The sequence below is a fragment of the Paenibacillus sp. FSL R5-0928 genome (assembly GCF_037970385.1).
Taxonomy (GTDB): domain Bacteria; phylum Bacillota; class Bacilli; order Paenibacillales; family Paenibacillaceae; genus Paenibacillus_AQ; species Paenibacillus_AQ odorifer.
The window spans coordinates 4,863,432-4,884,326 of sequence record NZ_CP150225.1; the positions used below are offsets into that span (position 1 = coordinate 4,863,432).

At 44.7% G+C, this 20,895-nt stretch carries 22 protein-coding genes and 1 other annotated feature; of the genes, 3 read left to right on the forward strand and 19 right to left on the reverse strand.

Annotated features, from left to right (window positions below; genetic code table 11):
- Positions 1–80: 80 nt before the first annotated feature.
- The 16 genes from spoIVA to MKZ16_RS22085 all read right to left on the reverse strand — a co-directional run bounded on the left by spoIVA (position 81) and on the right by MKZ16_RS22085 (position 14,614).
- Positions 81–1,559, reverse strand: a complete 1,479-nt coding sequence (spoIVA, locus tag MKZ16_RS22010) for a stage IV sporulation protein A (protein WP_036676222.1) — start codon at positions 1,557–1,559, stop codon at positions 81–83.
- A 451-nt stretch (positions 1,560–2,010) separates the two neighbouring features.
- On the reverse strand, positions 2,011–2,757 hold the full coding sequence (locus MKZ16_RS22015; RefSeq protein ID WP_256715457.1) for a DUF3939 domain-containing protein: 747 nt from the start codon (positions 2,755–2,757) through the stop codon (positions 2,011–2,013).
- A 30-nt stretch (positions 2,758–2,787) separates the two neighbouring features.
- Positions 2,788–3,156, reverse strand: coding sequence for a 2Fe-2S iron-sulfur cluster-binding protein (locus MKZ16_RS22020; RefSeq protein WP_036676220.1), 369 nt, complete (start codon positions 3,154–3,156; stop codon positions 2,788–2,790).
- Between the two features lie 34 nt (positions 3,157–3,190).
- Positions 3,191–3,370: a DUF2768 family protein gene (locus MKZ16_RS22025; protein ID WP_036676218.1), complete on the reverse strand. Its 180-nt coding sequence runs from the start codon at positions 3,368–3,370 to the stop codon at positions 3,191–3,193.
- Positions 3,371–3,569: 199 nt separating this feature from the next.
- The gene (locus MKZ16_RS22030) at positions 3,570–3,845 is read right to left on the reverse strand and encodes a stage VI sporulation protein F (RefSeq protein WP_038572437.1); all 276 of its coding nucleotides are present in this window, start codon (positions 3,843–3,845) and stop codon (positions 3,570–3,572) included.
- Positions 3,846–3,911: 66 nt separating this feature from the next.
- On the reverse strand, positions 3,912–4,952 hold the full coding sequence (locus tag MKZ16_RS22035; RefSeq protein ID WP_036676214.1) for an NAD(P)H-dependent glycerol-3-phosphate dehydrogenase: 1,041 nt from the start codon (positions 4,950–4,952) through the stop codon (positions 3,912–3,914).
- The gene (gene plsY, locus MKZ16_RS22040; RefSeq protein ID WP_036676213.1) at positions 4,945–5,562 is read right to left on the reverse strand and encodes a glycerol-3-phosphate 1-O-acyltransferase PlsY; all 618 of its coding nucleotides are present in this window, start codon (positions 5,560–5,562) and stop codon (positions 4,945–4,947) included. The genes MKZ16_RS22035 and plsY overlap by 8 nt, the downstream gene beginning before the upstream one ends.
- 12 nt (positions 5,563–5,574) lie before the next feature.
- A complete protein-coding gene (gene der, locus MKZ16_RS22045; RefSeq protein ID WP_036676212.1) occupies positions 5,575–6,900 on the reverse strand; it encodes a ribosome biogenesis GTPase Der in 1,326 nt (441 codons plus the stop codon).
- A 176-nt stretch (positions 6,901–7,076) separates the two neighbouring features.
- Positions 7,077–8,399, reverse strand: a complete 1,323-nt coding sequence (rpsA, locus tag MKZ16_RS22050; RefSeq protein WP_170914203.1) for a 30S ribosomal protein S1 — start codon at positions 8,397–8,399, stop codon at positions 7,077–7,079.
- Between the two features lie 175 nt (positions 8,400–8,574).
- The gene (locus MKZ16_RS22055; RefSeq protein ID WP_036676211.1) at positions 8,575–9,162 is read right to left on the reverse strand and encodes a lysophospholipid acyltransferase family protein; all 588 of its coding nucleotides are present in this window, start codon (positions 9,160–9,162) and stop codon (positions 8,575–8,577) included.
- Positions 9,159–9,869: a (d)CMP kinase gene (cmk, locus tag MKZ16_RS22060; RefSeq protein WP_339814714.1), complete on the reverse strand. Its 711-nt coding sequence runs from the start codon at positions 9,867–9,869 to the stop codon at positions 9,159–9,161. Before cmk ends, MKZ16_RS22055 begins: the two co-directional genes overlap by 4 nt.
- Before the next feature lie 206 nt (positions 9,870–10,075).
- On the reverse strand, positions 10,076–10,729 hold the full coding sequence (locus MKZ16_RS22065; RefSeq protein WP_036676209.1) for a flagellar brake domain-containing protein: 654 nt from the start codon (positions 10,727–10,729) through the stop codon (positions 10,076–10,078).
- Between the two features lie 134 nt (positions 10,730–10,863).
- Positions 10,864–12,222 (reverse strand): germination protein YpeB, encoded by a 1,359-nt coding sequence (ypeB, locus tag MKZ16_RS22070; protein ID WP_076104441.1) that lies wholly within the window; start codon positions 12,220–12,222, stop codon positions 10,864–10,866.
- A 322-nt stretch (positions 12,223–12,544) separates the two neighbouring features.
- Entirely contained in the window at positions 12,545–13,240 is a 696-nt protein-coding gene (prsW, locus tag MKZ16_RS22075) for a glutamic-type intramembrane protease PrsW (RefSeq protein ID WP_076104440.1), read from the reverse strand.
- Between the two features lie 153 nt (positions 13,241–13,393).
- Positions 13,394–14,008 carry a genetic competence negative regulator gene (locus MKZ16_RS22080; protein WP_036676203.1) on the reverse strand — a complete coding sequence of 205 codons (615 nt, stop codon included), beginning with the start codon at positions 14,006–14,008 and terminating at the stop codon, positions 13,394–13,396.
- Positions 14,009–14,242: 234 nt separating this feature from the next.
- Positions 14,243–14,614: a hypothetical protein gene (locus MKZ16_RS22085; protein ID WP_036676200.1), complete on the reverse strand. Its 372-nt coding sequence runs from the start codon at positions 14,612–14,614 to the stop codon at positions 14,243–14,245.
- A gap of 94 nt (positions 14,615–14,708) precedes the next feature.
- Here MKZ16_RS22085 and MKZ16_RS22090 point away from each other — a divergent pair, with 94 nt between their 5' ends.
- Positions 14,709–15,605, forward strand: coding sequence for a polysaccharide deacetylase family protein (locus tag MKZ16_RS22090; protein ID WP_076101548.1), 897 nt, complete (start codon positions 14,709–14,711; stop codon positions 15,603–15,605).
- Between the two features lie 151 nt (positions 15,606–15,756).
- Here MKZ16_RS22090 and MKZ16_RS22095 read toward each other — a convergent pair whose 3' ends face one another.
- Genes MKZ16_RS22095 through MKZ16_RS22105 form a run of 3 tightly spaced genes read right to left on the reverse strand, consistent with a single transcriptional unit; the run spans position 15,757 to position 17,587 of the window.
- The gene (locus MKZ16_RS22095) at positions 15,757–16,599 is read right to left on the reverse strand and encodes a metallophosphoesterase (RefSeq protein ID WP_076104439.1); all 843 of its coding nucleotides are present in this window, start codon (positions 16,597–16,599) and stop codon (positions 15,757–15,759) included.
- Positions 16,593–16,997 carry a hypothetical protein gene (locus MKZ16_RS22100; RefSeq protein ID WP_038572439.1) on the reverse strand — a complete coding sequence of 135 codons (405 nt, stop codon included), beginning with the start codon at positions 16,995–16,997 and terminating at the stop codon, positions 16,593–16,595. The genes MKZ16_RS22095 and MKZ16_RS22100 overlap by 7 nt, the downstream gene beginning before the upstream one ends.
- Positions 16,994–17,587, reverse strand: a complete 594-nt coding sequence (locus tag MKZ16_RS22105) for a CPBP family intramembrane glutamic endopeptidase (RefSeq protein ID WP_036676197.1) — start codon at positions 17,585–17,587, stop codon at positions 16,994–16,996. Before MKZ16_RS22105 ends, MKZ16_RS22100 begins: the two co-directional genes overlap by 4 nt.
- A 115-nt stretch (positions 17,588–17,702) precedes the next feature.
- Between MKZ16_RS22105 and MKZ16_RS22110 the strand changes: the two genes are divergently transcribed.
- Both MKZ16_RS22110 and serA read left to right on the forward strand, forming a co-directional pair.
- Positions 17,703–18,608 carry a hypothetical protein gene (locus MKZ16_RS22110; RefSeq protein ID WP_076101483.1) on the forward strand — a complete coding sequence of 302 codons (906 nt, stop codon included), beginning with the start codon at positions 17,703–17,705 and terminating at the stop codon, positions 18,606–18,608.
- Between the two features lie 110 nt (positions 18,609–18,718).
- Positions 18,719–18,949: a binding site (T-box leader), on the forward strand.
- Positions 18,950–19,192: 243 nt separating this feature from the next.
- Positions 19,193–20,785, forward strand: a complete 1,593-nt coding sequence (gene serA, locus MKZ16_RS22115) for a phosphoglycerate dehydrogenase (protein WP_036676193.1) — start codon at positions 19,193–19,195, stop codon at positions 20,783–20,785.
- Positions 20,786–20,895: the final 110 nt, after the last annotated feature.

The following is a 20,895-nucleotide window of genomic DNA, read 5'->3' on the forward strand; positions in this document are numbered from 1 at the left end:
AACTAGGAATCAAGTTTTAGGATATATACAAATAAAAAGAGCAGGATTTCTCCCACTCTTTGAATTTATTTATATTCAGCTTAGAGAATAATTGCAATAAGTCCGCCGGAACCCTCGTTAATAATGCGGCCAAGCGTTTCTTGCAGCTTGTAGCGTGCATTATCCGGCATCATAGCTATCTTGCCTTGAATGCCTTCTCTAACAATGGAGTGCAGGGAGCGGCCAAAAATATCGGATTCCCAAATCTTAATAGGATCATTCTCAAAGTCCTGCATCAGATAACGAACCAGCTCTTCGCTTTGCTTTTCCGTTCCGATGATTGGCGAGAATTCAGACTCCACATCCACCCGAATCATATGAATGGACGGTGCAGTAGCCTTTAAGCGAACCCCGAAGCGAGAGCCCTGACGTATCAGTTCTGGCTCGTCGAGCGCCATTTCGGCTAAGGATGGAGCCGCGATACCATAACCTGTAGTCTTGACCATTTCCAATGCTTCTGAGAATCGGTCGTATTCTCGTTTCGCATGCGAGAACTCCTGCATAAGCTGGAGCAAATGATCTTTACCGCGGATCTCAACCCCGACCACTTCCATCAGAACTTGATCGTACAGCTCTTCTGGAGCATACAGGTCGATCTCTGCTACGCCCTGACCCATGTTCATACCACTTAGGCCAGCTTTATCAATAAAGTCATATTCGGTGAACTGAGATACGAGGCGGTCAACATCCCGCAAGCGGCGAATGTCTTTTACCGTATCGCGAACGGAGTTCTCATAACTACTACGCAGCCAGTGGTTTTCTCCAAGCACCATAACCCAGCTTGGCAGGTTTACATTTACTTCATGCACTGGGAATTCATAAAGCACTTCCCGCAGCACACCAGTTACGTCATCTTCGCTCATGTTTGCGGCGCTTAGCGTCATAACTGGGATATCGTATTTGATGGCTAGCTCGTTACGGAGCTGCTGCGCTTCCTCACTGCGTGGCCGGGTGGAGTTAATGACAAGCACAAATGGCTTACCCACTTCCTTCAGCTCTGCAATGACGCGCTCTTCAGAGTCCACGTACGAGTTCCGCGGAATTTCTGCAATCGTACCATCTGTTGTTACCACTACACCTAGCGTTGAATGCTCCTGAATAACCTTACGTGTCCCGATTTCTGCCGCTTCCTGAAAAGGAATAGGCTCTTCAAACCAAGGTGTAGAGATCATTCGTGGTCCATTTTCATCCTCGTAGCCTTTTGCACCTTCTACAGCGTAACCCACACAGTCTACCAGACGAACATTAACCTCAAGCCCTTCCGCAACCTTGATTTGGACTGCGTTGTTAGGCACAAACTTCGGTTCTGTCGTCATAATCGTTTTGCCTGCTGCGCTTTGCGGAAGCTCATCCACAGCTCTTACTCGATCAGCCTCATTCGTGATGTTTGGCAGGACAATTGTTTCCATGAAGCGCTTGATAAATGTCGATTTCCCCGTGCGAACCGCGCCGACGACGCCAAGATAAATGTCTCCGCCGGTACGCTCGGCAATGTCCTTGAAAATATCCACTTTTTCCAAAAGAGATCCCCTCCTCATATTACTCCGAAGAAAAAATGCCTGAAGAGCATCGACTTCGCGTTCCGCCGGTAATCTGACCCTTGCAGGACATCAACCGGACTTATCGTATGCCCGCCCGAAGCCTAGCTGCTTTCGACCGGGACGTACTTGCCCCGCGCTAAACTCCGAATGCTCGGACATGCATTTGGACTAGTATCATCATATGTATCCGGAACGAATTTATGACCCGTATTCGCGCATTTCCCAATGTAATTTCAAAAAAGTTAAGTCTGCGCGCCGCAAGGCGTCTGACGCCCGGAAGCTTACTCATCCATCTTATGAGCTAGGATTCTTTGATAGAACTATTTTTAGTGGATGCTGAGATTACAGGACTTGGTGTAAAAGGATATAAACAAAAAAACGCCTAATACCCCGGATAAAACCGAAGCTTAGACGCTCTTAAACTTTCACTCTAACTTGGAGGCTGCGGGATTGGCTGATTGTTAATCCATAGATACGGCAAAGACTTCACGGGAACGTAATATGAAGCTTCCTCCAGATCCAGTCGCAAGTCCTGATTCTTGTCGCGCTCTCCACCCTTCTTATCGACGGCAGCCATGATATCAAAAACATAATCTACGTAGACAGTTCCATCCTTATCCATGATAAAGTCAAGAACTTGACCGGAATAGACACTAGTTAACGTTATAGAGCTTGTACCCGCCTGCTTATGATCAATGGTATACAATCCGGGGTATAGCTCATCAAGCACAGGCAGGTTGCCGCCATGAGCTGATTTATAGCGGTTAACCTGTCGTTGCACGTCATTCACCTTTTGAACCGTAACAAGGTCCATCACCTTCACCACAGGATCAATTTCCTCATTCAAAATAAGAAAATAAGCACTTCCACCCTGCTCAAAAGCGGTAGCCGGTATATCATCCAAATATCCCTTATTATTCAGCTTCCCCAAGTCGATACGAAACTTCTCATACCTTGGAGTAGTTTCATCCGCATTAAGAATGGGCAGTACCCCTTCCTCCTGTTGATAATCATCAACGGCTGCTTGTATCCGTTTAACACTTTCCCGATAATTAACACTAGCCCGCTTCTCTTCACCTGGGTATAGACAGCCCGAAAGCGTAAGCGCGAGCGATACCATCCCTAGCAAAATCTTGGCCCCTGCCTTCAGTTTCATTTTATATCCTATAAACTCCAACCGAGTCCCTCCCACGGTGACATTCTTACGCTACCACAGCTCATCTTCTTCCCCACGCCGCGCTGCTTCAAGCTTACGGCGCACCGCAGCCTTCAGTGGATCTTCCGGCACCTGAACGGTTACGTCGCTCCATACGGCAGCCTGACAGGCCAGACGCGTTCCTTCTTCTAAGGCCGATCCAAGCTTACGCCGCTCAATATCACCGGGAGGCCTTACTGCAGCAGCCTCTTCCTTCGCGACTGTAACCTTGCACATCAGACAGCCTGCTTTGCCTCCGCATCTAGTTGTTATTGGCACTCCTGCTTTACGAGCAGCCTCTAATAACGAAATGCCACGGTTCACAACAGCTTTACGGCCTTCTGGTTGAAATACAACGGTAACTCCTTTTTGTGATTTCATGATGTTACTTCCTTCCTCAACACTATGTAACTGCTTACATAATTGAAACAACTCCGCCCAATAGGCCCACTAACATGATGACAAAAGCAAGTATAGACAGTACAGCCTTAAGCAATCCCTTGGTTTTGCTCCGAGCAAAAGTTATAAGAAATACTGATAATCCCATAATCAGCATCGCAATCAGGGATAACCACATTTTTGTCATCGGATCCATGGTCAAAGCCCCCATTCGCCTGTAATTTATTAGGGACTATTATATCATGACCTTATCCTTTTCTGTAAAAAAACATCATTTTTTATGTATTATTTTAAATAAACTATGCTTCGTGAAAATTATCAGGAATATAAAAAAAAAAGCAAAAGACGACGGAATCATTCATTGATCCGTTTTCTTTTGCTCACCCAACATAAAGCTATTTTTTAAGCATCATTTTCATTAAAGACTCCATTGTGCTGGAACCTGCGCCGCCTTTTTTAACGGCATTGATAATCTCCTGCACAGTAGCTTCACTGACCGGCACTTTCGCCATTGATGACACCTGCTTAATTAACTGGCGGAGCTGGGCTTCATTCTGCGTAGTTCCTGGCTTTACCGTACTGGCTAGCTTTTTGACGGCACTTTCCGTAATGTTCTTGCCCGCCTTTTTGTTAATGGCGTTCAATGCATCCTTGGAAAAATCTCTGCTCACTTTTCATCCCTCCTCCGTCAATCCCCATTACAACATATGAGAATTTGCGGAAAAAGGTGAACAGGATCAGGAATGCCACTGCTCCCAAGTTTCCTGGGAGATCGACTCAAGCTCAGGTTTACGATCACGCCCCATCAAGGCTTCAACCGCACTGCGTGGGCTTCTTCCTTGAAAGAGCACATGATAAATCTGATCCGTAATCGGCATCTGCACACCCAGTTTGAGCGAAATTGCATAAGCTGCTTCGGTAGTACGAATACCTTCGACTACCATCCCCATGGATTCCAGCACCTCGGCCAGCGGCTTACCTTGACCAAGCATGGACCCAGCGCGCCAGTTACGGCTGTGCTGACTAGTAGCTGTCACAACAAGATCGCCAATTCCGGCAAGTCCGGCAAAGGTCAAAGGATTGGCTCCAAGCTCAACTCCCACCCGAGAGATCTCAGCGAGTCCACGGGTTAAAAGCGCTGCTTTAGCATTGTCCCCATATCCAAGGCCATCGGATAGGCCTGCACCAAGGGCAATAATATTCTTAAGAGCACCGGCAAGCTCTACCCCAACCTGATCACGATTCGTATATACACGGAAATCGTTGTTGATGAACAATTCCTGCGCTTCGGCGCTACGCTTGTCATCAGGTGAAGCAACTACAACTGTTGTAGGGCACAGACGTACAACTTCCTCTGCATGACTTGGACCGGAGAGCACAACGATCTGCCCTTCGTCACAGCCCAGTTCCTCTGCAATTACGATAGACATCCGCTTATTGCTTTCCGACTCAAAGCCCTTCGTAGCATGGACACATAACATGTCATCCTTCCAGAATGGCTTCAGACTGCGAGCAACCTGCCGCATTCCTGAAGACGGAGCCACAATTACAACCGCCTTAGAACCGGACACTGCCGTTTCCATATCCGTAGTTGCAATAATGTTAGCTGGCAGAGCGATGCCAGGCAGATACTTATTATTCGTATGAGAGCCATTGATCTCGGCAGCTTGATCAGAGTTGCGTGTCCACAGATAAACTTCCGAGTGGTTTGCAGCCAGCACACTAGCCAGCGCAGTTCCCCAGCTCCCCGCTACAAGTACGGTAACTTTATCAGACAACACGATTCCCTCCTTTAACTTTTGAGCCTATCTTGTTCTCACGGCCTTCTACGATCTTTACAATATTCGTCCGGTGCCGCCAGAAGGCGAAGACCGCAATAATAATACTGGTCCAGAGCACAGGTTGTGTAAATCCTGTCAACAATAAAGCCACTGGTGTCAGTGCTACAAAAATTAATGAGCCAAGGGACACGTAACGTGTGATAAAGATAGACAGGATGGCGATGATACCGGCGAGCAGCGCTGGCCATAAACAAAGCGTAGCCATAACACCGATCGTAGTAGCAATGCCTTTCCCCCCACGAAAACGAAAATAGAGCGGCCAATTATGTCCGATGATGGCAGCGATTCCGCAAAGAGCCGGAACCCAGGTTCCCCATCCGCCGACCCAGGTTCCTAACCATACAGCGGCAACCCCTTTCAGCACATCCAGCAACAGCACTAATATTGCAGGACCTTTACCCAATACACGCAGTGTATTGGTAGCCCCCGCATTTCCGCTTCCGTATTGACGGATATCAATTCCCTTTAGCAACTTTGCAAGCAGTACACTAAAGCTGACAGAACCAAGCAAATAGCTTACAACGATAACCAGAAGTTCAAGCGCCACACTTCTTCTCCCCTAACCTTCGTTTTCGGATTTGCGCCGTGTAAAGAGACGGATTGGTGTTCCTTCGAAATTAAACGCTGCGCGAATTTTATTCTCCAGATAACGTTCATAGGAGAAGTGCATCAGCGATGGATCATTCACGAACACCACAATCGTAGGCGGCTTCACCGCAACCTGCGTTACGTAGTTAATACGCAAGCGACGGCCTTTGTCAGTTGGTGGAGGGTTAATCGCGATTGCATCAGATACAACGTCGTTCACCAAATGTGTAGTAATGCGCAGTGCGTGCTGTTGAGATACATGCTGTACAACAGGCAGCAGTTTTTGCAAACGCTGTTTGGTTAAGGCCGACAAAAAGACAACCGGTGCGTAACTCATAAACAAGAAATGGTCACGAATCTTAGTCTCAAAGTTTTGCATAGTCTTATCGTCTTTCACAATGGCATCCCATTTGTTCACAACAAAAATAGATGCTTTACCAGCTTCATGTGCATAACCAGCAATATGCTTGTCCTGATCGATGATGCCCTCTTCGCCGTTAATTACAACGAGGACCACATCAGCCCGTTCAATCGCACGCATAGCACGCATAACACTGTATTTCTCAATGTTCTCGTATACCTTGCCTTTTTTACGCATACCTGCCGTATCGATAAGCACATAACGTTGCCCATCACGTTCAAAAGGAGTATCGATAGCATCTCTTGTTGTCCCTGCAATATCACTGACGATAACACGTTCTTCGCCCAAAATCGCGTTGACCAAAGAGGATTTCCCTACATTCGGACGGCCAATCAAAGCTACACGAATGACATCCTCATCGTATTCATCATCTATTTTCTCAGGTAGGCGCTCAACTACAGCATCTAGCAAATCGCCGAGTCCGGTTCCGTGACTACCAGAAATTCCGATTGGATCCCCAAAACCAAGGCTATAGAACTCATAAATATCATCCGCACGCTTCATATTATCCACTTTGTTGATGGCAAGAACGACCGGTTTACCTGAACGGAACAGAATCTGAGCTACCTCTTCATCTGAATTCGTCACACCACTCTTTGCCTCACACATAAATACAATAACATCCGCTTCTTCAATCGCCAGCTCCGCTTGAACGCGGATTGATTTCAGAATTGTGTCTTCTCCATCAATTTCAATACCTCCGGTATCAATCACACTGAACGACTTACCGTTCCAATCTGAAATACCATAAATCCGGTCACGTGTAATCCCCGGTTTATCTTCTACAATGGCTAATCTATCGCCAATCAGCCGATTAAATATCGTCGATTTCCCGACGTTAGGCCTCCCAACGATTGCCACAACGGGTCTTGCCATATTCATTCCTCCTGTCATCCTTACGTTACTCATCATAGCAAAAAACATTTAAATTGGCTAACAATCATGTTAACTCTCATCAATCCTGCCGGTTCCGAAAAAAAGACAATCGGCGAACCCCCGTATCGAGGGCTCGCCGATTACTTTACCCGTATATTCAAAAGCTCGTTTAGGGATTAGTTATTACCCTTAAATTTGTCCAGCTTATCACCAAAACGTTCAGCAAGCGTAAAGCTAAGGCCTTCGTTGCTAAGGGAAACGTTAGGGTTGTTCAGAACTTCTTTAGGAGCTCTGTCTCTGCTATTGCTGCGTTCAGGTCTAGCAGATGGAGCTGGAGCTTCTTCAGTTTCTTTGATGCTCAGGCTAACACGTTTCTCGGATGGATTGAAGTCCAGAACTTTCACTTGAACTTCTTGTCCTTCTTTCAATACTTCGTGTGGAGTAGCGATGTGTTTGTGGGAGATTTGTGAGATGTGCACAAGACCTTCCACACCCGGAAGCAATTCTACGAACGCTCCGAAGTTCACAAGACGTTTTACAACGCCTGTTACAACATCACCGATGTTGATTTCGCCAGCAGCAGAGTCCCAAGGACCTGGAGCAGCAGCTTTGATGCTCAGGCTGATTTTTCCTTTTTCAGGATCAACCTTCAATACTTTAACACGTACTTTATCACCTTCGGATACTACATCAGAAGGTTTCTCTACGTGACTCCAAGCGATTTCAGATACGTGTACAAGACCGTCAACTCCGCCCACATCAACAAATGCGCCGAATTGAGTCAGACGTTGTACTGTACCTTCGATGATTTGGCCTTCAGATAGCTCAGCCATAATTTTCAGCTTGTTAGCTTCGAATTCTTCTTCAAGAACTTCTTTAGCAGACAAGATTACTTTGCTGTTCTCACGGTCAAGTTCTTTCACTTTAACACGCAAGGTACGGCCTTTGTAATCGCTGAAATCTTCAACGAAATGACGCTCTACCATGGAAGCTGGAATAAATCCACGAGCTCCAACATCAGCTACTAGGCCGCCTTTAACAACGTCAGCCACAGTAACTTCGAAAGCTTCTTGGGAAGCGAAGTATTTCTCAAGATCTTCCCATGATTTTTCACTATCAACTGCACGTTTGGAAAGAACAAGGCTTTCCTTGTTGTCGTTGATGCTGACAACTTTACATTCTACTTCCTGTCCAACTTCTACTGCTGCAGCAGCGTTGTCCAGTTGTACTGCGGACAATTCGCGAATTGGAATCACACCGTCGTATTTATATCCAATGCTTACATAAGCTTGGTTATCTTCGATTTTGACGATTGTTCCTTTCACGGTATCGCCTTTTTTCAGAGAAATGATTTCCAAGTCAGCTTGGTTAGTCACTTCTTCTTCGTTAACGGCAGCAACTTCTTCTACAGCTCCGTTATTTTCTGTCACAGCGGAATCCACCGCTTCTACGGATTCATTCTTTTCCGCAGCTTCCTGATTTTTAATTTCTTCAGACATGTGATTAGCCTCCTCGATTCAAAACCCCATTTATTTAAACCTGCGTATAGCAGAGTTCAAAACAAGCAATGCTTGATATTGCCACTTACACTTGATGATAGTATGTTCCAAAAAATAGCGGCTATGCCGTTATTTAATCAAAACATTGAGCAAAATTTATTGTTCTGCTCATCCCTTAACTAGCACTTGGTTTACCTGTCTCTTTCATCTCACGGATGCGATCCATAATGACATCGGTAACAGCCTCGAGAGATTCGCTCCCCGCACCGGCAAATTGACTAAGGTCTACAGGAGCACCGTAGACAACGACCATGCGTCGAAAGGGTTTATACTGGCCGATAATAGCCGCTGGAATAACTGCTGCGCCACTTCGAAGTGCAAAGCTAGCAGCACCCTTCTTGGCCACTCCGGCATCAGAGTTACGCGTACCCTCCGGGAAGATACCCATGACATTACCATTACGAAGTGTGTTAAGGGCCGTTTTTATGGATTCTTTGCTTACGCCGCCACGTTTCACCGGAAAAGCACCCAATTTATTAATGAGCCAGCCAAGCACCGGAACCTCAAACAGTTCAGCCTTAGCCATATACTTTACCTGACGGTCCAGCTTAATTCCAATAGTCATTGGATCAAGCAGACTAATGTGGTTAGCGCAGAGCAGTACCCCGCCCTCCTTTGGCACATTTTCTTTCCCCACAATCTTAAGCGGGAAAAGGATTGCGTAAATCAAGCGAAGCAATCCAACACAAATTGCATAAATCATAAATGATTTCTCTCCCCGTCAACATGAGATCTACAGTGGGATACAATGGCCTCCACAACTTGATCGATATTCATTAAGGTCGTATCCAGAAGAATAGCATCCTCTGCACGGCGCAGCGGTGAAATCTCCCGTCCTTCATCCAGACGGTCCCGCTTTGCAATATCGTGTTCAAGCTGCTGAAGCGTCACCGATTCCGCGTCTCTCAGTTCCTTATAACGACGGAGAGCTCGTTCTTCCACACTTGCCGTCATAAAAATCTTTACCTCGGCATCCGGCAGCACGGTTGTACCGATATCGCGGCCATCCATTACCACGCCTTTGCGAAGCGCCATCTGACGCTGCAATTGACTCAGTCTGGATCTTACATCCTCGATCTTCGCATACTGCGACACAAGGCCGCTAACCTGAAGGCTCCGAATATGTGGGGTCACGTCTTCCCCATTAATCAGCACCTTCTGAATGTCTCGTTCCGGAATAAGTTCAATCACCATGTCGTGAACCTTCTCGTTCACTCGCTGCTGATCTTCCGGTTCAATGCCTTCTTGGATCATATACCAGGTGATTGCCCGGTACATTGCACCAGTATCGACATAGATATAAGACAACTTCTGGGCTACCAATCGGGCTACAGTGCTCTTGCCTGCCCCGGCAGGTCCGTCGATGGCGACGTTTATTCTGTCATAAGTATGTGTACCCTGCCTATCCAACGGGGCATTCCTCCTCAAACACTCTTTCATAAAAAAGCATCTAGCGTTACGAAAACTATTCCTGCAATATCAAGGAGCACACATAAATTGTTATGCTTGATGATATTATCAAGAAAAAAGCAGGCATTGCCTGCGACTTATAAAATTATACCACAGTTTATACTTCAGTGCAAAATCAGACAGCTTAATAGAGCTGTTAAAAATGCTTATCTGTTGCGGAAATCAAACTGACGTTCGAAGCAATAACGGATAATTTTCTGGCGTTCCAAATCTGAAATAGCGACAAATTTCAACATGGCTAAAAGACGTCCATTCTCAAGCTTTTTAATGCGCACTACTTCACCTTCAAAATTGACATGCTCCGTGCTTCCGTTTCGATAAGGAACCAGTACCCAGCAGGACAATTTATTACCAACCTCCAGCTTTACTTGGTTATCCACCAAGAAGGAGATTCCTCCGCCACCAATATCATCTGTGCGAACCAGGAAGCGTTTGCCAAGGCTATCCTTCACAGCTAGCTCTAGATCAGCATTCACTCGGAAAAAGCTTCTTCTCTGGATCTTGAAAATCGAATCTGTCTCCGGCTTTTGAATCCTGACCATACGAATTACATCTTCTTTAAAGCCCAGCACATAAGTATTAAAGTAATTTTTAATGCCACCCTCAGTTAAAAAATAGACCGAAAGCTCGTCCCCCATAAAGAGCCTTTTTAGACGACCATTGCTCTCCTGCATAGGAATTTCAATCAGAAATGCGTCTTCTTCCGTCTCTGCAATTCTTGATCTATATTCAACTTCTGCTTCAGCAGCGTCACTGGAAGCAACCTGTATGTATAGATATTCGTTAATTTTAGGATACAAAGATGTCACCGCCACATCAGTTTAGTAATTATCACTAAGCCTGATTATAGCATGGGAATATCAGCCAGTCAGATATATTTTATAGATATTGCAAAAAAAAGGGACGCACCCAACTGCTGGATGCGCCCTCCCTTTTATTTTGCCTCAGACCCCGAAGAAGGTCTGATTTCTTCCACAGACTCTTCAATTCCATCCTCAGCGTTAATATAAATACGATACTTTGAGCCATTGACCCCTCCACCGAACTCGTAAGTCAAGACCTCGACGGAATCATCATTTTTAATCCAGGACAAGCGATTGTATTGCTCCCTGAAATCAGAATTCAGAAATTTTCTCGCCTCAGCAAGAGTAAGCTTTGGTTTTGGAAGCTGACGGTTGTCCTTATGCTCTTTAACATATTCGCTGGCCTCAAAACCGATGGTATCACCTGTATCCAGCCCCATACGAATAGTCATTTTTTCAGGATAAATCAATACATCATTCTGTTTGGTCACAAAGGTCAAATTCCCGATATTATCATAACGATCAGCACTGACTGCAGTCATATGGGGATATCCTTTTTTCTCAAGAAACTTCTCGGCTTTGGTAACTGCTTCTTTAATAGATACCTTGGCAGGTCCAATCTCACGGTTATCATAATAAGAGATCAGCAATCCGCCATTTTTTGTGAAATCCATACTGATGGTGTGCTTCTCATTCGAACCATTAACTGTTGCCGTATAGGATGGCCATTCGGTGTTCTTCCCATTTTCTTTAACATCGACTTTAGCGTTGGAGCCCGCATCCGCGAACTTCAATGCCTTACGTTTGATGTCTTCGGCAGTCACGGGGTTACCTCCGAGCATTTTGACGGAACGTTTATCGTAGATGCTTGCTACTGAAGGGCCCCAGTCTAGCTCAGGGTATGCGCCAACACGTTTATCCACCGTTTTGAAACCGTCAATAATCGTGTTGTCCTCCGCTTTATTTTCTGTTGCCAATGCCGTTTCAACATCCATCCAGCGCAGCCGGTTGCCAATGACTTTATTCTGTACCTCTTGCAAATCCTTAGAGATTTCTCCCGAGTTCTTATATAATGCTTTTAGATTACTCAATTCTCCATCTGTCAGAGGTTTTTTAGTGAAGTCACGAATCCCGGCTTTATAAGAAAAGTTGGAGATTTTGGACAGAAACTCCTCTGTTTTGCTAAATGGCAGCAAGGTCAGCGGCAGCTGATTAATCTCATTTTGGGCCTCACTGGTCATCCGCCACACATTGACGAGTCCTTTGCGGTGCATCCCGTTAGAAGCAGAATTAACCGCAAGCGTATTTCCAAGCTCACCATGAAGACGGTCCACATGATAGGACAAATCATGAAAGGCGCGTTGATATTGGTTTTCCGCCTTAATTAGTATTGAATTCTTCTCCTGGTTCTCCTGATAACCCCACACAAGCGCACCAATCAGCAGCAGCGCGGTCAGCGGGAACATTACAGCACTTAATCTTTTGTACATAGGGCTACAAGACTCCTTTCGATAGCTTATTGGCGTTAGTTTGACAATAAACTAGGAGTCTTATGCACTGAAGTTGCTACACCATGTGACTATAACGTCCGCTCATGCTCTTTCTTCAATCTCAAAGCCACTGCTATTACTGCAAAGGCATTGTTTAAAGCCGGTTTGAATGATACCATGCTCTTTAATCCCTCTTAATATGTAGGTCTCACCGCACTGTTTGCAAACGATACGTACTTTTATACGCAAAAAAAGACACCTCTCTCCTCTCTGGAATTCCTTACTAGGAACTGCCCTTCGAATATAAGTGTGTCCATCTCGATTATAGGTTAACCTCTTCTTCACGTTTCAGAAAGCGGAAAGGAGAACGGCTGTTGGCCCTAGCTACCTTTCCCATACCTCCATACCATAGGATAGCCATCAGAGGCACAATAAACCATATCCAATAGTTAGCTGTCGTACTCAAAATAAAGTCATATATCCCATGCCACATCCATGGCAACAGTAGCGAAAAAAACAGAATTCTCCGGGTCTTAACACCTTTTGAGAACTTCGCCCTCCCCATATGGTAGCCCATGATCACACCAAACATAGCGTGTCCAGAAACCGGAAGAAGTGCTCTCAGAAACATTGATCCGATTGAAGCGTTGCTATACCAAGCGTACATTACATTTTCTATTGTTGCGAAGCCGAGCGAAATCGCCACAGCGTATAGTATCCCATCATATGGCTCGTCAAATTCGGTATGATTGTAAATCATATGGTAAAGCACAAACCACTTTAGACATTCTTCCACGCCAGCGGATATGAGAAACGACTCCACATACGGACCGCCATTTAGTCCCAGCATCAGCCCTCTCTGAATGATCATGACAGGAAACACAATCAGAAGGCCGAGCAAGAATACTTTAATGACTACATGAAGCGGTTCTTGATCATACTTGTCTTTCAGATAAAAAAAGGTCAACAGAGCAAGTCCCGGCGCCACTGCCGACGAAATAACCGATAACACGAGCACCGAATAACCTCCCTACACCCCTAAACCCTATTACTGCCGTTACACAGCAAGGTAGATGATAACTTTGATACAAGAATGACCGACATATCACCAACAACAAGACTAGGGCTGATCGGCCTAAACAATGGTCATCAGCCCCTAGATCTTGCCTAATTACTCCTGACGCTTAAAATGAGTGCACAATAACTGGACCGCATTCTCCGGCATCACTGTTTTCCCATATTCATCGAGAACAGCTTCTGTGACCGGTGAGGAATCTCCAAACTCAGCTAGTACGCCAACAAGACCTGACAACGCCGTTTCTTCAAATTCCTTTGGATCGAAATACAGATACCATTTATTGTTATAAGAATACAGTTTCCCCTGGGAAGTAATATTACCGATGAGCACATGGGCCGCTTCAACCAGAACCTCGAAATCGCGGAATGCATATACAATGGAGTCGCTTTGTTCAAGAGTAACTTCCATTTCATAAATCTCTTCTGGCAATTCTTCTTCCCCGGACGCACCGTACTGATGGTGATCATATTTTCCTCGGGTCACTATAACGACCATACCTTGCGCGGGCAATGCGAAAACTTCTACGGCAAGCGGACCCGTGGCATCAAAACCTAGTTCACTATATGCTTGATCCATCATCTCCGTAAACAGGTCATGAACCTTAGGAACTTCCTGCCACATGTCTTCCTTCTGGATGCCCCGCTCGCTCAGGTCGTCAAAAGTGAGGAAAATCCGTATCTTATCTTGACTTAATCGCTCTATTCTCATGACAGGATCCTCCTTTTGCAAGCTCATTTATTATAATGTATGATGAGTCCCGAGTAATGAGCCAAAAATGGTTACTATGTAAGTATGTTATCATTTTGCCGAGATAAATGCACGTAAATAAATATATAAAATCCTCTCTATTGAATAAACCATTTTCAGAGCCCTGAATAATAAAAAAGAATCATTCTGCGGAATATTTCATCCCCAAAATGATTCTGATGGAGTCCTTTACGGTTACAATCCCGGTATGGTTGTATGCGTTTCTTTAAGAATCTGCTCTACTTCGCTCTTCACTTCAGGATTGCTGCGAATGAATTCCTTTAACAATTTAAGATTGGATTCCTTCGACTTCACTGGTGATTCAGTCTTATGCTCAGTGGTTCCGCTACTTGAACCGTTACTTTGAGCATTACTGCTTGAAACAGCAGTGTTACCAAAACCAGTCGTGGCCATACCGATTATTTTTTCTTTTGCTTTATCTGCAGCTCCACTCATGGAACCACCCGATTGCCCTAGCGAAGACATTAAAGAATTCCGCTTTTTGGACATAATCATACTGGCTGCGGCGCCCATCAGCACCCCGCATAAAAATGACGAAGTATTCATATTTCCAGCCTCCTTGTATGGTAAAATCATGTTTAGTGTTCGCGGAAAGATTCCGGCTCATACAACCTAATAACAAGAAAGCGAGTTGAAAAAAGTGGGTAAAATGACATCAGTGCTCCTATTGGCTACCTTGTTGCTTACTGCCTGTGGCAACAGCGGTGCAAATGGAAATACAGCTAAGGAAACAAATGCCTCAAACAATCCGCCCACGGCGGCAGCTACACAAAGCGCAGAAACTACGGCGCCATCACCTGAAGCAACAGCCAGTCCTACCCCTGAAGCAACAGCAGATGGAGGTACTACAGGAAATAGTACAGCCAGTAAGGGCGAAGCATCCGCTGAAATTCCACTGCTGTACCATATGAACAAAAATTACGATATCGTCCCTAATGAGGAAGCTACAAATAAAAAAGTGGTTTTGCTCACCTTTGACGACGGTCCTAAAGATGCGGCAATGATTAACCCTTTGATGGATGTTCTGGACAAACATCAAGCTAAAGCCATCTTTTTCGTGAATGGTTATCGTGTTAAGGAGCATCCTGAGCTTCTGGAGTTAATACATAACCGCGGTGGAATTATCGGCAACCACAGCTGGGATCATATTGTATTGAAAGACAAGTCCTATACTGAGGTTAAAAAGCAAATCGAAGATGTTCAAAATATTGTCAAAGAAACGCTGGGAGAAGCTCCTCACTTTTTCCGTCCGCCACATGGTGCTGGCGGGGATGTTGGCAAGAAGGTCGCTGCCGAGAATGGAATGTTATACATGACCTGGTCTGTAGGCTCTCTTGACTGGGAAATGAAAGAAAAAGAAACGGGTAAGACAGAAAAATTGATCAGCAATGTTACCGATCAGCTGCATTCTGGCAGTAATATCCTGATGCATGAGCTACCATGGACCGTTGAAGGTCTGGATACCCTGCTCACTACACTTGAGGGCAAAGGCTACAGCTTTGTTGATCCGCGCAGCATTGAGCTAAAAATGCGTTGATCTCATTATCCGTACATGTCCGATAATTGCTTCGTCAGTGCAAATGTTTCAAATCAAACGAAAAATAGAAGGGGGTTCCAAAAGCCATTTGCATGGCTTTGGACCCCCCTTTTTTTACGCTACCTATTTTTCTTACTGGAAAGAGCAAGCACTATTGGGTTGATTTACGCAGTGTCAGCACATGCATTTCAGCAGGACTGCCCCAGCGAATTGGCAGATGTGCTGTTCCAAACCCTCTGCTGATCAGCAGCAGCGCATTTTTTGCGGAACCGTCACCTCTTGGCCAACTAAACTTTCCAGCGTCATATTTATGATAGAAATGCTCAACATGTCTTTGACCCACAAACGGAAGGATCACCTGGCCCCCATGCGTATGACCTGCCAGAATCAGGTCCGCTGGCACACTTTGGCGCTTGGACAACCAAAGCGGATCATGTACAAGAATTATACGACAGGTATCTTCAGCAGAAGTGTTTGTGGCTAATTGCGGAAAAGGACGGTATGGAGTTTTGCCCCCATTTTTCGGAAAATCAATTCCGGTTAACCAAAGTTTAGCTCCCTCACGTTCAAAAGCCACATTTTCATCCATTAACAGTTTTGCACCACTGTCCTGAATAATCTCATCCACCCTTGTAATATTAGCCCGATAATCATGATTTCCATGCACTACATAGGTAGATGCAATAGAAGTAACTAGAGTCATATTATCGACAAGACGATTTAAAGGGCTATCTTTTTCCGTTAGATCTCCTCCCAGAAAGACAACATCTACTCCACCCTTTAATGGCATCAGAAGCGCGGACGGAAGGCGGCGGCGATGGATATCTGTTATAAACAAGATACGAAATCCATCGAACTCTTCAGGTAGCGAATCTAGCATTATTTCCTCGGTAATAATTCTGTTTCTAAACGCGTTGATCACCATGATTATAACAACAGCCGCAGCTATCAATAGAATGGCCAAGACCACTCCCCATGCCCATGTACTCACCATAATGTACTCAGCGGAGGCGCTCCTTCAATTCCCCACCAAAGCAGCCCTATTAGCAAAATAACAAAGATAAAAATCAAAGAGTTCACAAACATCTTGCTTAGACGAACTTTTTCTGAAGAATAAGTATCTGAACGAGAAGGAACAGATTCTTCGTCCTTCTCTTTACTTCCTGTGGAAGAGCGCTTTGCAGAACCTGCTGGGCGGCGAGCTTTTCTTGATAAAGTTGCCGTAGAGACCCGAGCGGTAGCATTTTTCTTTATAGGAGTAGACTTCTTTTCAGGAGTAGCCTTTTTTACAGCCTCCGAAGTCCGCTTCTCTTTTTTACTTTTGCCAGGATGTTTGCTTTCACTTTTGTGTTGTTTTTGTCGAGACTTTACCCGGCTTAATTCCTCACTCATGATTCCCTCCTATAGCGGATCACCAGACCTGAGATCAGGTCGATGAAGAAGTGACATAGTATAGGGGCCCAGAGGCTGCCCGATTGAATGTAAATATATCCAAGACCATAACTGCTTAAGAACACCCAGCCGGTAGGTACAAAGTGACGTAAATAACGGACATGAATAAGAGCAAATACTATACTCGTCCAATAAGGGCCAATGGAATATTGGATGGCACCGCGGAATAAGAGCTCCTCACATACCGATACAATTGCTGCTATGACGATAATATGCCACACAGGGCGATTTCGAAATAAAAGGTCGTTTATTCCACCATCATCCATGCTTTCCTCAGGGACAATATGTGTCAATAAATAGTCAACAATTAGCATTGCAGCAGCAAGTCCGAGGCCCCATGCCACAAAATGTACTTTTTCTGGAATAATTAATAGCTGAAAAGGATTTCTTTTCTGAAATAATATCCATATCAAACCGATAATTAATGTGAGCCCCTGAGTGATATAGAGATTGAGCAGCAGAAGACGGTCTGTCAACTGGCCTGGTTCTACCTTTTTAACCTTAATCTCGCCAAATTTGAATTTTTTCATCGTGACCTGCCTGTTCTTTATTTTTTTCGGGCAGCTCCGAGAGAGAAACCGTCCATAGTGTTGCTATCAATACATAATACATAGGATAATCCCCCCAGAAAAAGGAGCATTTATTATGAGCAAACGTAAGTCCCGCAATCAAATGTTATACACGCTAGTTTTTTTGTTTTTCCTAGTTTGCGCCTTCGCCGCATTTTTTACTGGCGTCAAGGTTGGCGCAGACAAAACTGAAGCCAAATATGACAATCAATCAAGTATGAATGGTTTAGTAGAATTCACGGGCTCTTATCAACAGCAGGATCTGGTTACTTTCTATCATAACGTATTTTTGCCCTATCGGGAATTCAAGCGGAATTGGAACATTCAAGTAGATAAGTTAGCGCGCAGCACAGATGCTCGTATGAATGCGGCAGTAATGAAGAATCTAAGTATTCTAGCAGACCAGCAATATGAGAGAGTTAATCAAGATTCTATTTTCACTAACTCTCCTCTATTACATCAGTCACAGGTCAATGTACTCAAAAGCTTAACTTTATTTTCTAAAGCCTCCGGCAAAGTCTCTACTAGTGCATCTGGTGCAGAGACCGCAAAGTTATTGAAAAATGATGAATTTACAACTGGCGCCGTGAAGTACGGTCTGTTAGCACAAAAGAACTTCTATGATTCTATGCTAAAATGGGGCTCTAAGACAAACCAGAAAATACCTTCTGCACCTGGCGAACTAAAAACGATGTCTTTCATTCAGTGGAAAAAAATGCCCCTTCTTTTGAAGAATGCTTCTATCGCTGACATGATGTTGAATCGCGGAATTTTTGCAGGTTATGATCCTCAGGACATCACTGCTAAAATAGACGATATGATTTACTCAGGCACTGCAAACTCATTAAATCTTTCGGATATCCAGTCCTCAGTAACCTTGTTGATTTCTACAGGTGCTGTGCAGGAACAGGATTTTATAAAATGGCGGGAACAGTATTATAACAGGGAGACACTACCTCAGCTTCCGTTCTTTTTTGAATAGAACCAGTTATTGAATCATAACGAAAAATGAAGTTCACTTCAAGAAACGCTACTTGTAAAGCCTATTGACACAACTTGCATACCGTGTTACATTATGAAAAAATTAATCATTCAAAACCGATGATGGAACAAAGATCCTGGAAGTCTTCAGAGAGCCGGTGGTTGGTGCAAACCGGTGACGAACAGCTATCTTTAGCGCTCCTGAGATATTGTATCGAACCTTAAAGTAGGTACAATCGGATCAACTCCGTTAACAGTGTGGCCTATGCAGGCCAATGAGGCTGCTTCTTCCAAGTTGCAGTGAATTAGGGTGGTACCACGAAGATAACTCTCGTCCCTTACTACGGCAGTAGTATGGGGTTGGGAGTTTTTTTAATTCCCTAATCCCCCATAAATACTACCTTATGCCCAAAGTTACCGATTTCGCGGTACTCTTGCACGCTGTTTCTTTTGTGCGACACCGCGTTGATCTACTATTATTACATGTTTTTCTCTACTAGTTCGTGAATCTTCTGGTATTGTGGACTGCCCATCAGGGCGTCCTCGACATATAAAGCTTTTCAACTTTAAGGGGGATAAGAAACCATGTTTAAAGTATTAGTATCGGATCCAATCAGTGATTTGGGCATTCAGCAATTGATGGACGCAACAGATGTAGTTGTAGACAAAAAAACAGGTCTCAGTGAAGATGAGCTCGTTGCAATCATCGGTGAATATGATGGTCTACTCGTCCGCAGTCAAACTACAGTAACTGAAAAAATTATCGAAGCTGGAAAAAACTTAAAGGTCATTGGTCGTGCAGGTGTGGGTGTAGATAATATCAAGCTGGAAGCTGCTACTCAACGTGGGGTTGTTGTTATCAACGCTCCTGATGGAAATACCATTACAACTTGTGAGCATGCTTTTGCAATGATGATGGCACTGGCCCGTCACATTCCACAAGCTTATGCAAAAACAATTGGTGGAACCTGGGATAGAAAAACCTTCGTGGGTGTAGAGCTTCGCGGCAAAACTTTAGGTGTACTGGGAATGGGCAGAATCGGTAGCGAAGTGGCTAAACGTGCCAAAGCTTTCGGCATGGAAATCCTTGCTTTTGATCCTTTCTTAACTGCTGAGCGTGCTGAGAAACTGGAAGTAAAATTAGCTTCCGTTGACGATGTAGTCCGCGGAGCAGACTTCATTACTGTACACACTCCACTTACACCGGAAACACGCCATATGATTTCCCGCCCGCAATTTGAAGTGATGAAAAAGGGAATGCGCATCATCAACTGTGCCCGTGGTGGTGTAATTGATGAAATGGCGTTAGTAGAAGCTATTGATAGCGGTATTGTTGCTGGCGCTGCATTTGACGTATTCGAAAAAGAGCCGCCACAAGCAGATCACCCATTCTTGTCGCATCCAAAAATTATCGTGACTCCTCACTTGGGCGCTTCTACAATTGAAGCTCAGGAGAATGTAGCGATCGATGTATCGGAACAAGTACTGCATATTCTGCGTAATGAACCGTTCATCAATGCTGTAAATATTCCTCCAGTTGCTCCAAGCGTAATGAACAAACTCCAGCCTTACTTCACACTTGGTGAGAAGCTGGGCAGCTTTGTTACCCAAATTACAGATAGTGCTATTCGTGAAATCCATGTTGAGTATGCGGGTGATCTGTCAGATGTCGATACCCAACCACTTACTCGCTATATTGTGAAAGGCGTGCTCTCCCGCCACTTCGCTGAGGATGTTAACATCGTTAACTCCATGCACTTGGCAAAAACACGCGACGTTAATGTAGTAATAACTAAAGCTTCCAAAACTAAAGGGTTCACTAATCTGATTACCGTGACCCTTAAAACAGATCACGACCAAGAACGTCTCGTAGCCGGAACATTGCTGCAAGGTTATGGAGAAAGAATTGTTCAAGTGAACAAGTTCCCAGTTGATATCGCTCCTGAAGGACATCAAATCGTCGTATCCCATAACGACAAACCAGGGATTATCGGACTTGTGGGCACTTTGCTGGGTGAAAATGATGTCAATATCGCCTCCATGCAAGTGGGACGTAAAATCGTTGGTGGCGAAGCAATCATGCTGCTGACCGTTGATAAAGCTGTACCTACTCATGTGCTTGTGAAGCTTGCTGGCCTGCCAGAAATCAACACTGCCGAAGAAATCATTCTTCTGTAAGCAATAAGATAGAAATCAAACAACAGAGCAGCGACTCTCCCCTTATAGGAGTTTCGCTGCTTTTGTTGTTGATCGTCGACCTATTTCGGCTTCATTTACAACACCGAATC

Coding starts and splice junctions, on each gene's coding strand:
- MKZ16_RS22020 (WP_036676220.1), bottom strand. CDS start 3,156: ATGAAATCACAAAAAGGAGTTACCGTTGTATTTCAACCAGAAGGCCGT.
- MKZ16_RS22025 (WP_036676218.1), bottom strand. CDS start 3,370: ATGGATCCGATGACAAAAATGTGGTTATCCCTGATTGCGATGCTGATT.
- der (WP_036676212.1), bottom strand. CDS start 6,900: ATGGCAAGACCCGTTGTGGCAATCGTTGGGAGGCCTAACGTCGGGAAA.
- rpsA (WP_170914203.1), bottom strand. CDS start 8,399: ATGTCTGAAGAAATTAAAAATCAGGAAGCTGCGGAAAAGAATGAATCC.
- MKZ16_RS22055 (WP_036676211.1), bottom strand. CDS start 9,162: ATGATTTATGCAATTTGTGTTGGATTGCTTCGCTTGATTTACGCAATC.
- ypeB (WP_076104441.1), bottom strand. CDS start 12,222: ATGTACAAAAGATTAAGTGCTGTAATGTTCCCGCTGACCGCGCTGCTG.
- MKZ16_RS22080 (WP_036676203.1), bottom strand. CDS start 14,008: ATGAGAATAGAGCGATTAAGTCAAGATAAGATACGGATTTTCCTCACT.
- MKZ16_RS22085 (WP_036676200.1), bottom strand. CDS start 14,614: ATGAATACTTCGTCATTTTTATGCGGGGTGCTGATGGGCGCCGCAGCC.
- MKZ16_RS22095 (WP_076104439.1), bottom strand. CDS start 16,599: ATGGTGAGTACATGGGCATGGGGAGTGGTCTTGGCCATTCTATTGATA.
- MKZ16_RS22100 (WP_038572439.1), bottom strand. CDS start 16,997: ATGAGTGAGGAATTAAGCCGGGTAAAGTCTCGACAAAAACAACACAAA.
- MKZ16_RS22105 (WP_036676197.1), bottom strand. CDS start 17,587: ATGAAAAAATTCAAATTTGGCGAGATTAAGGTTAAAAAGGTAGAACCA.
- MKZ16_RS22110 (WP_076101483.1), top strand. CDS start 17,703: ATGAGCAAACGTAAGTCCCGCAATCAAATGTTATACACGCTAGTTTTT.
- serA (WP_036676193.1), top strand. CDS start 19,193: ATGTTTAAAGTATTAGTATCGGATCCAATCAGTGATTTGGGCATTCAG.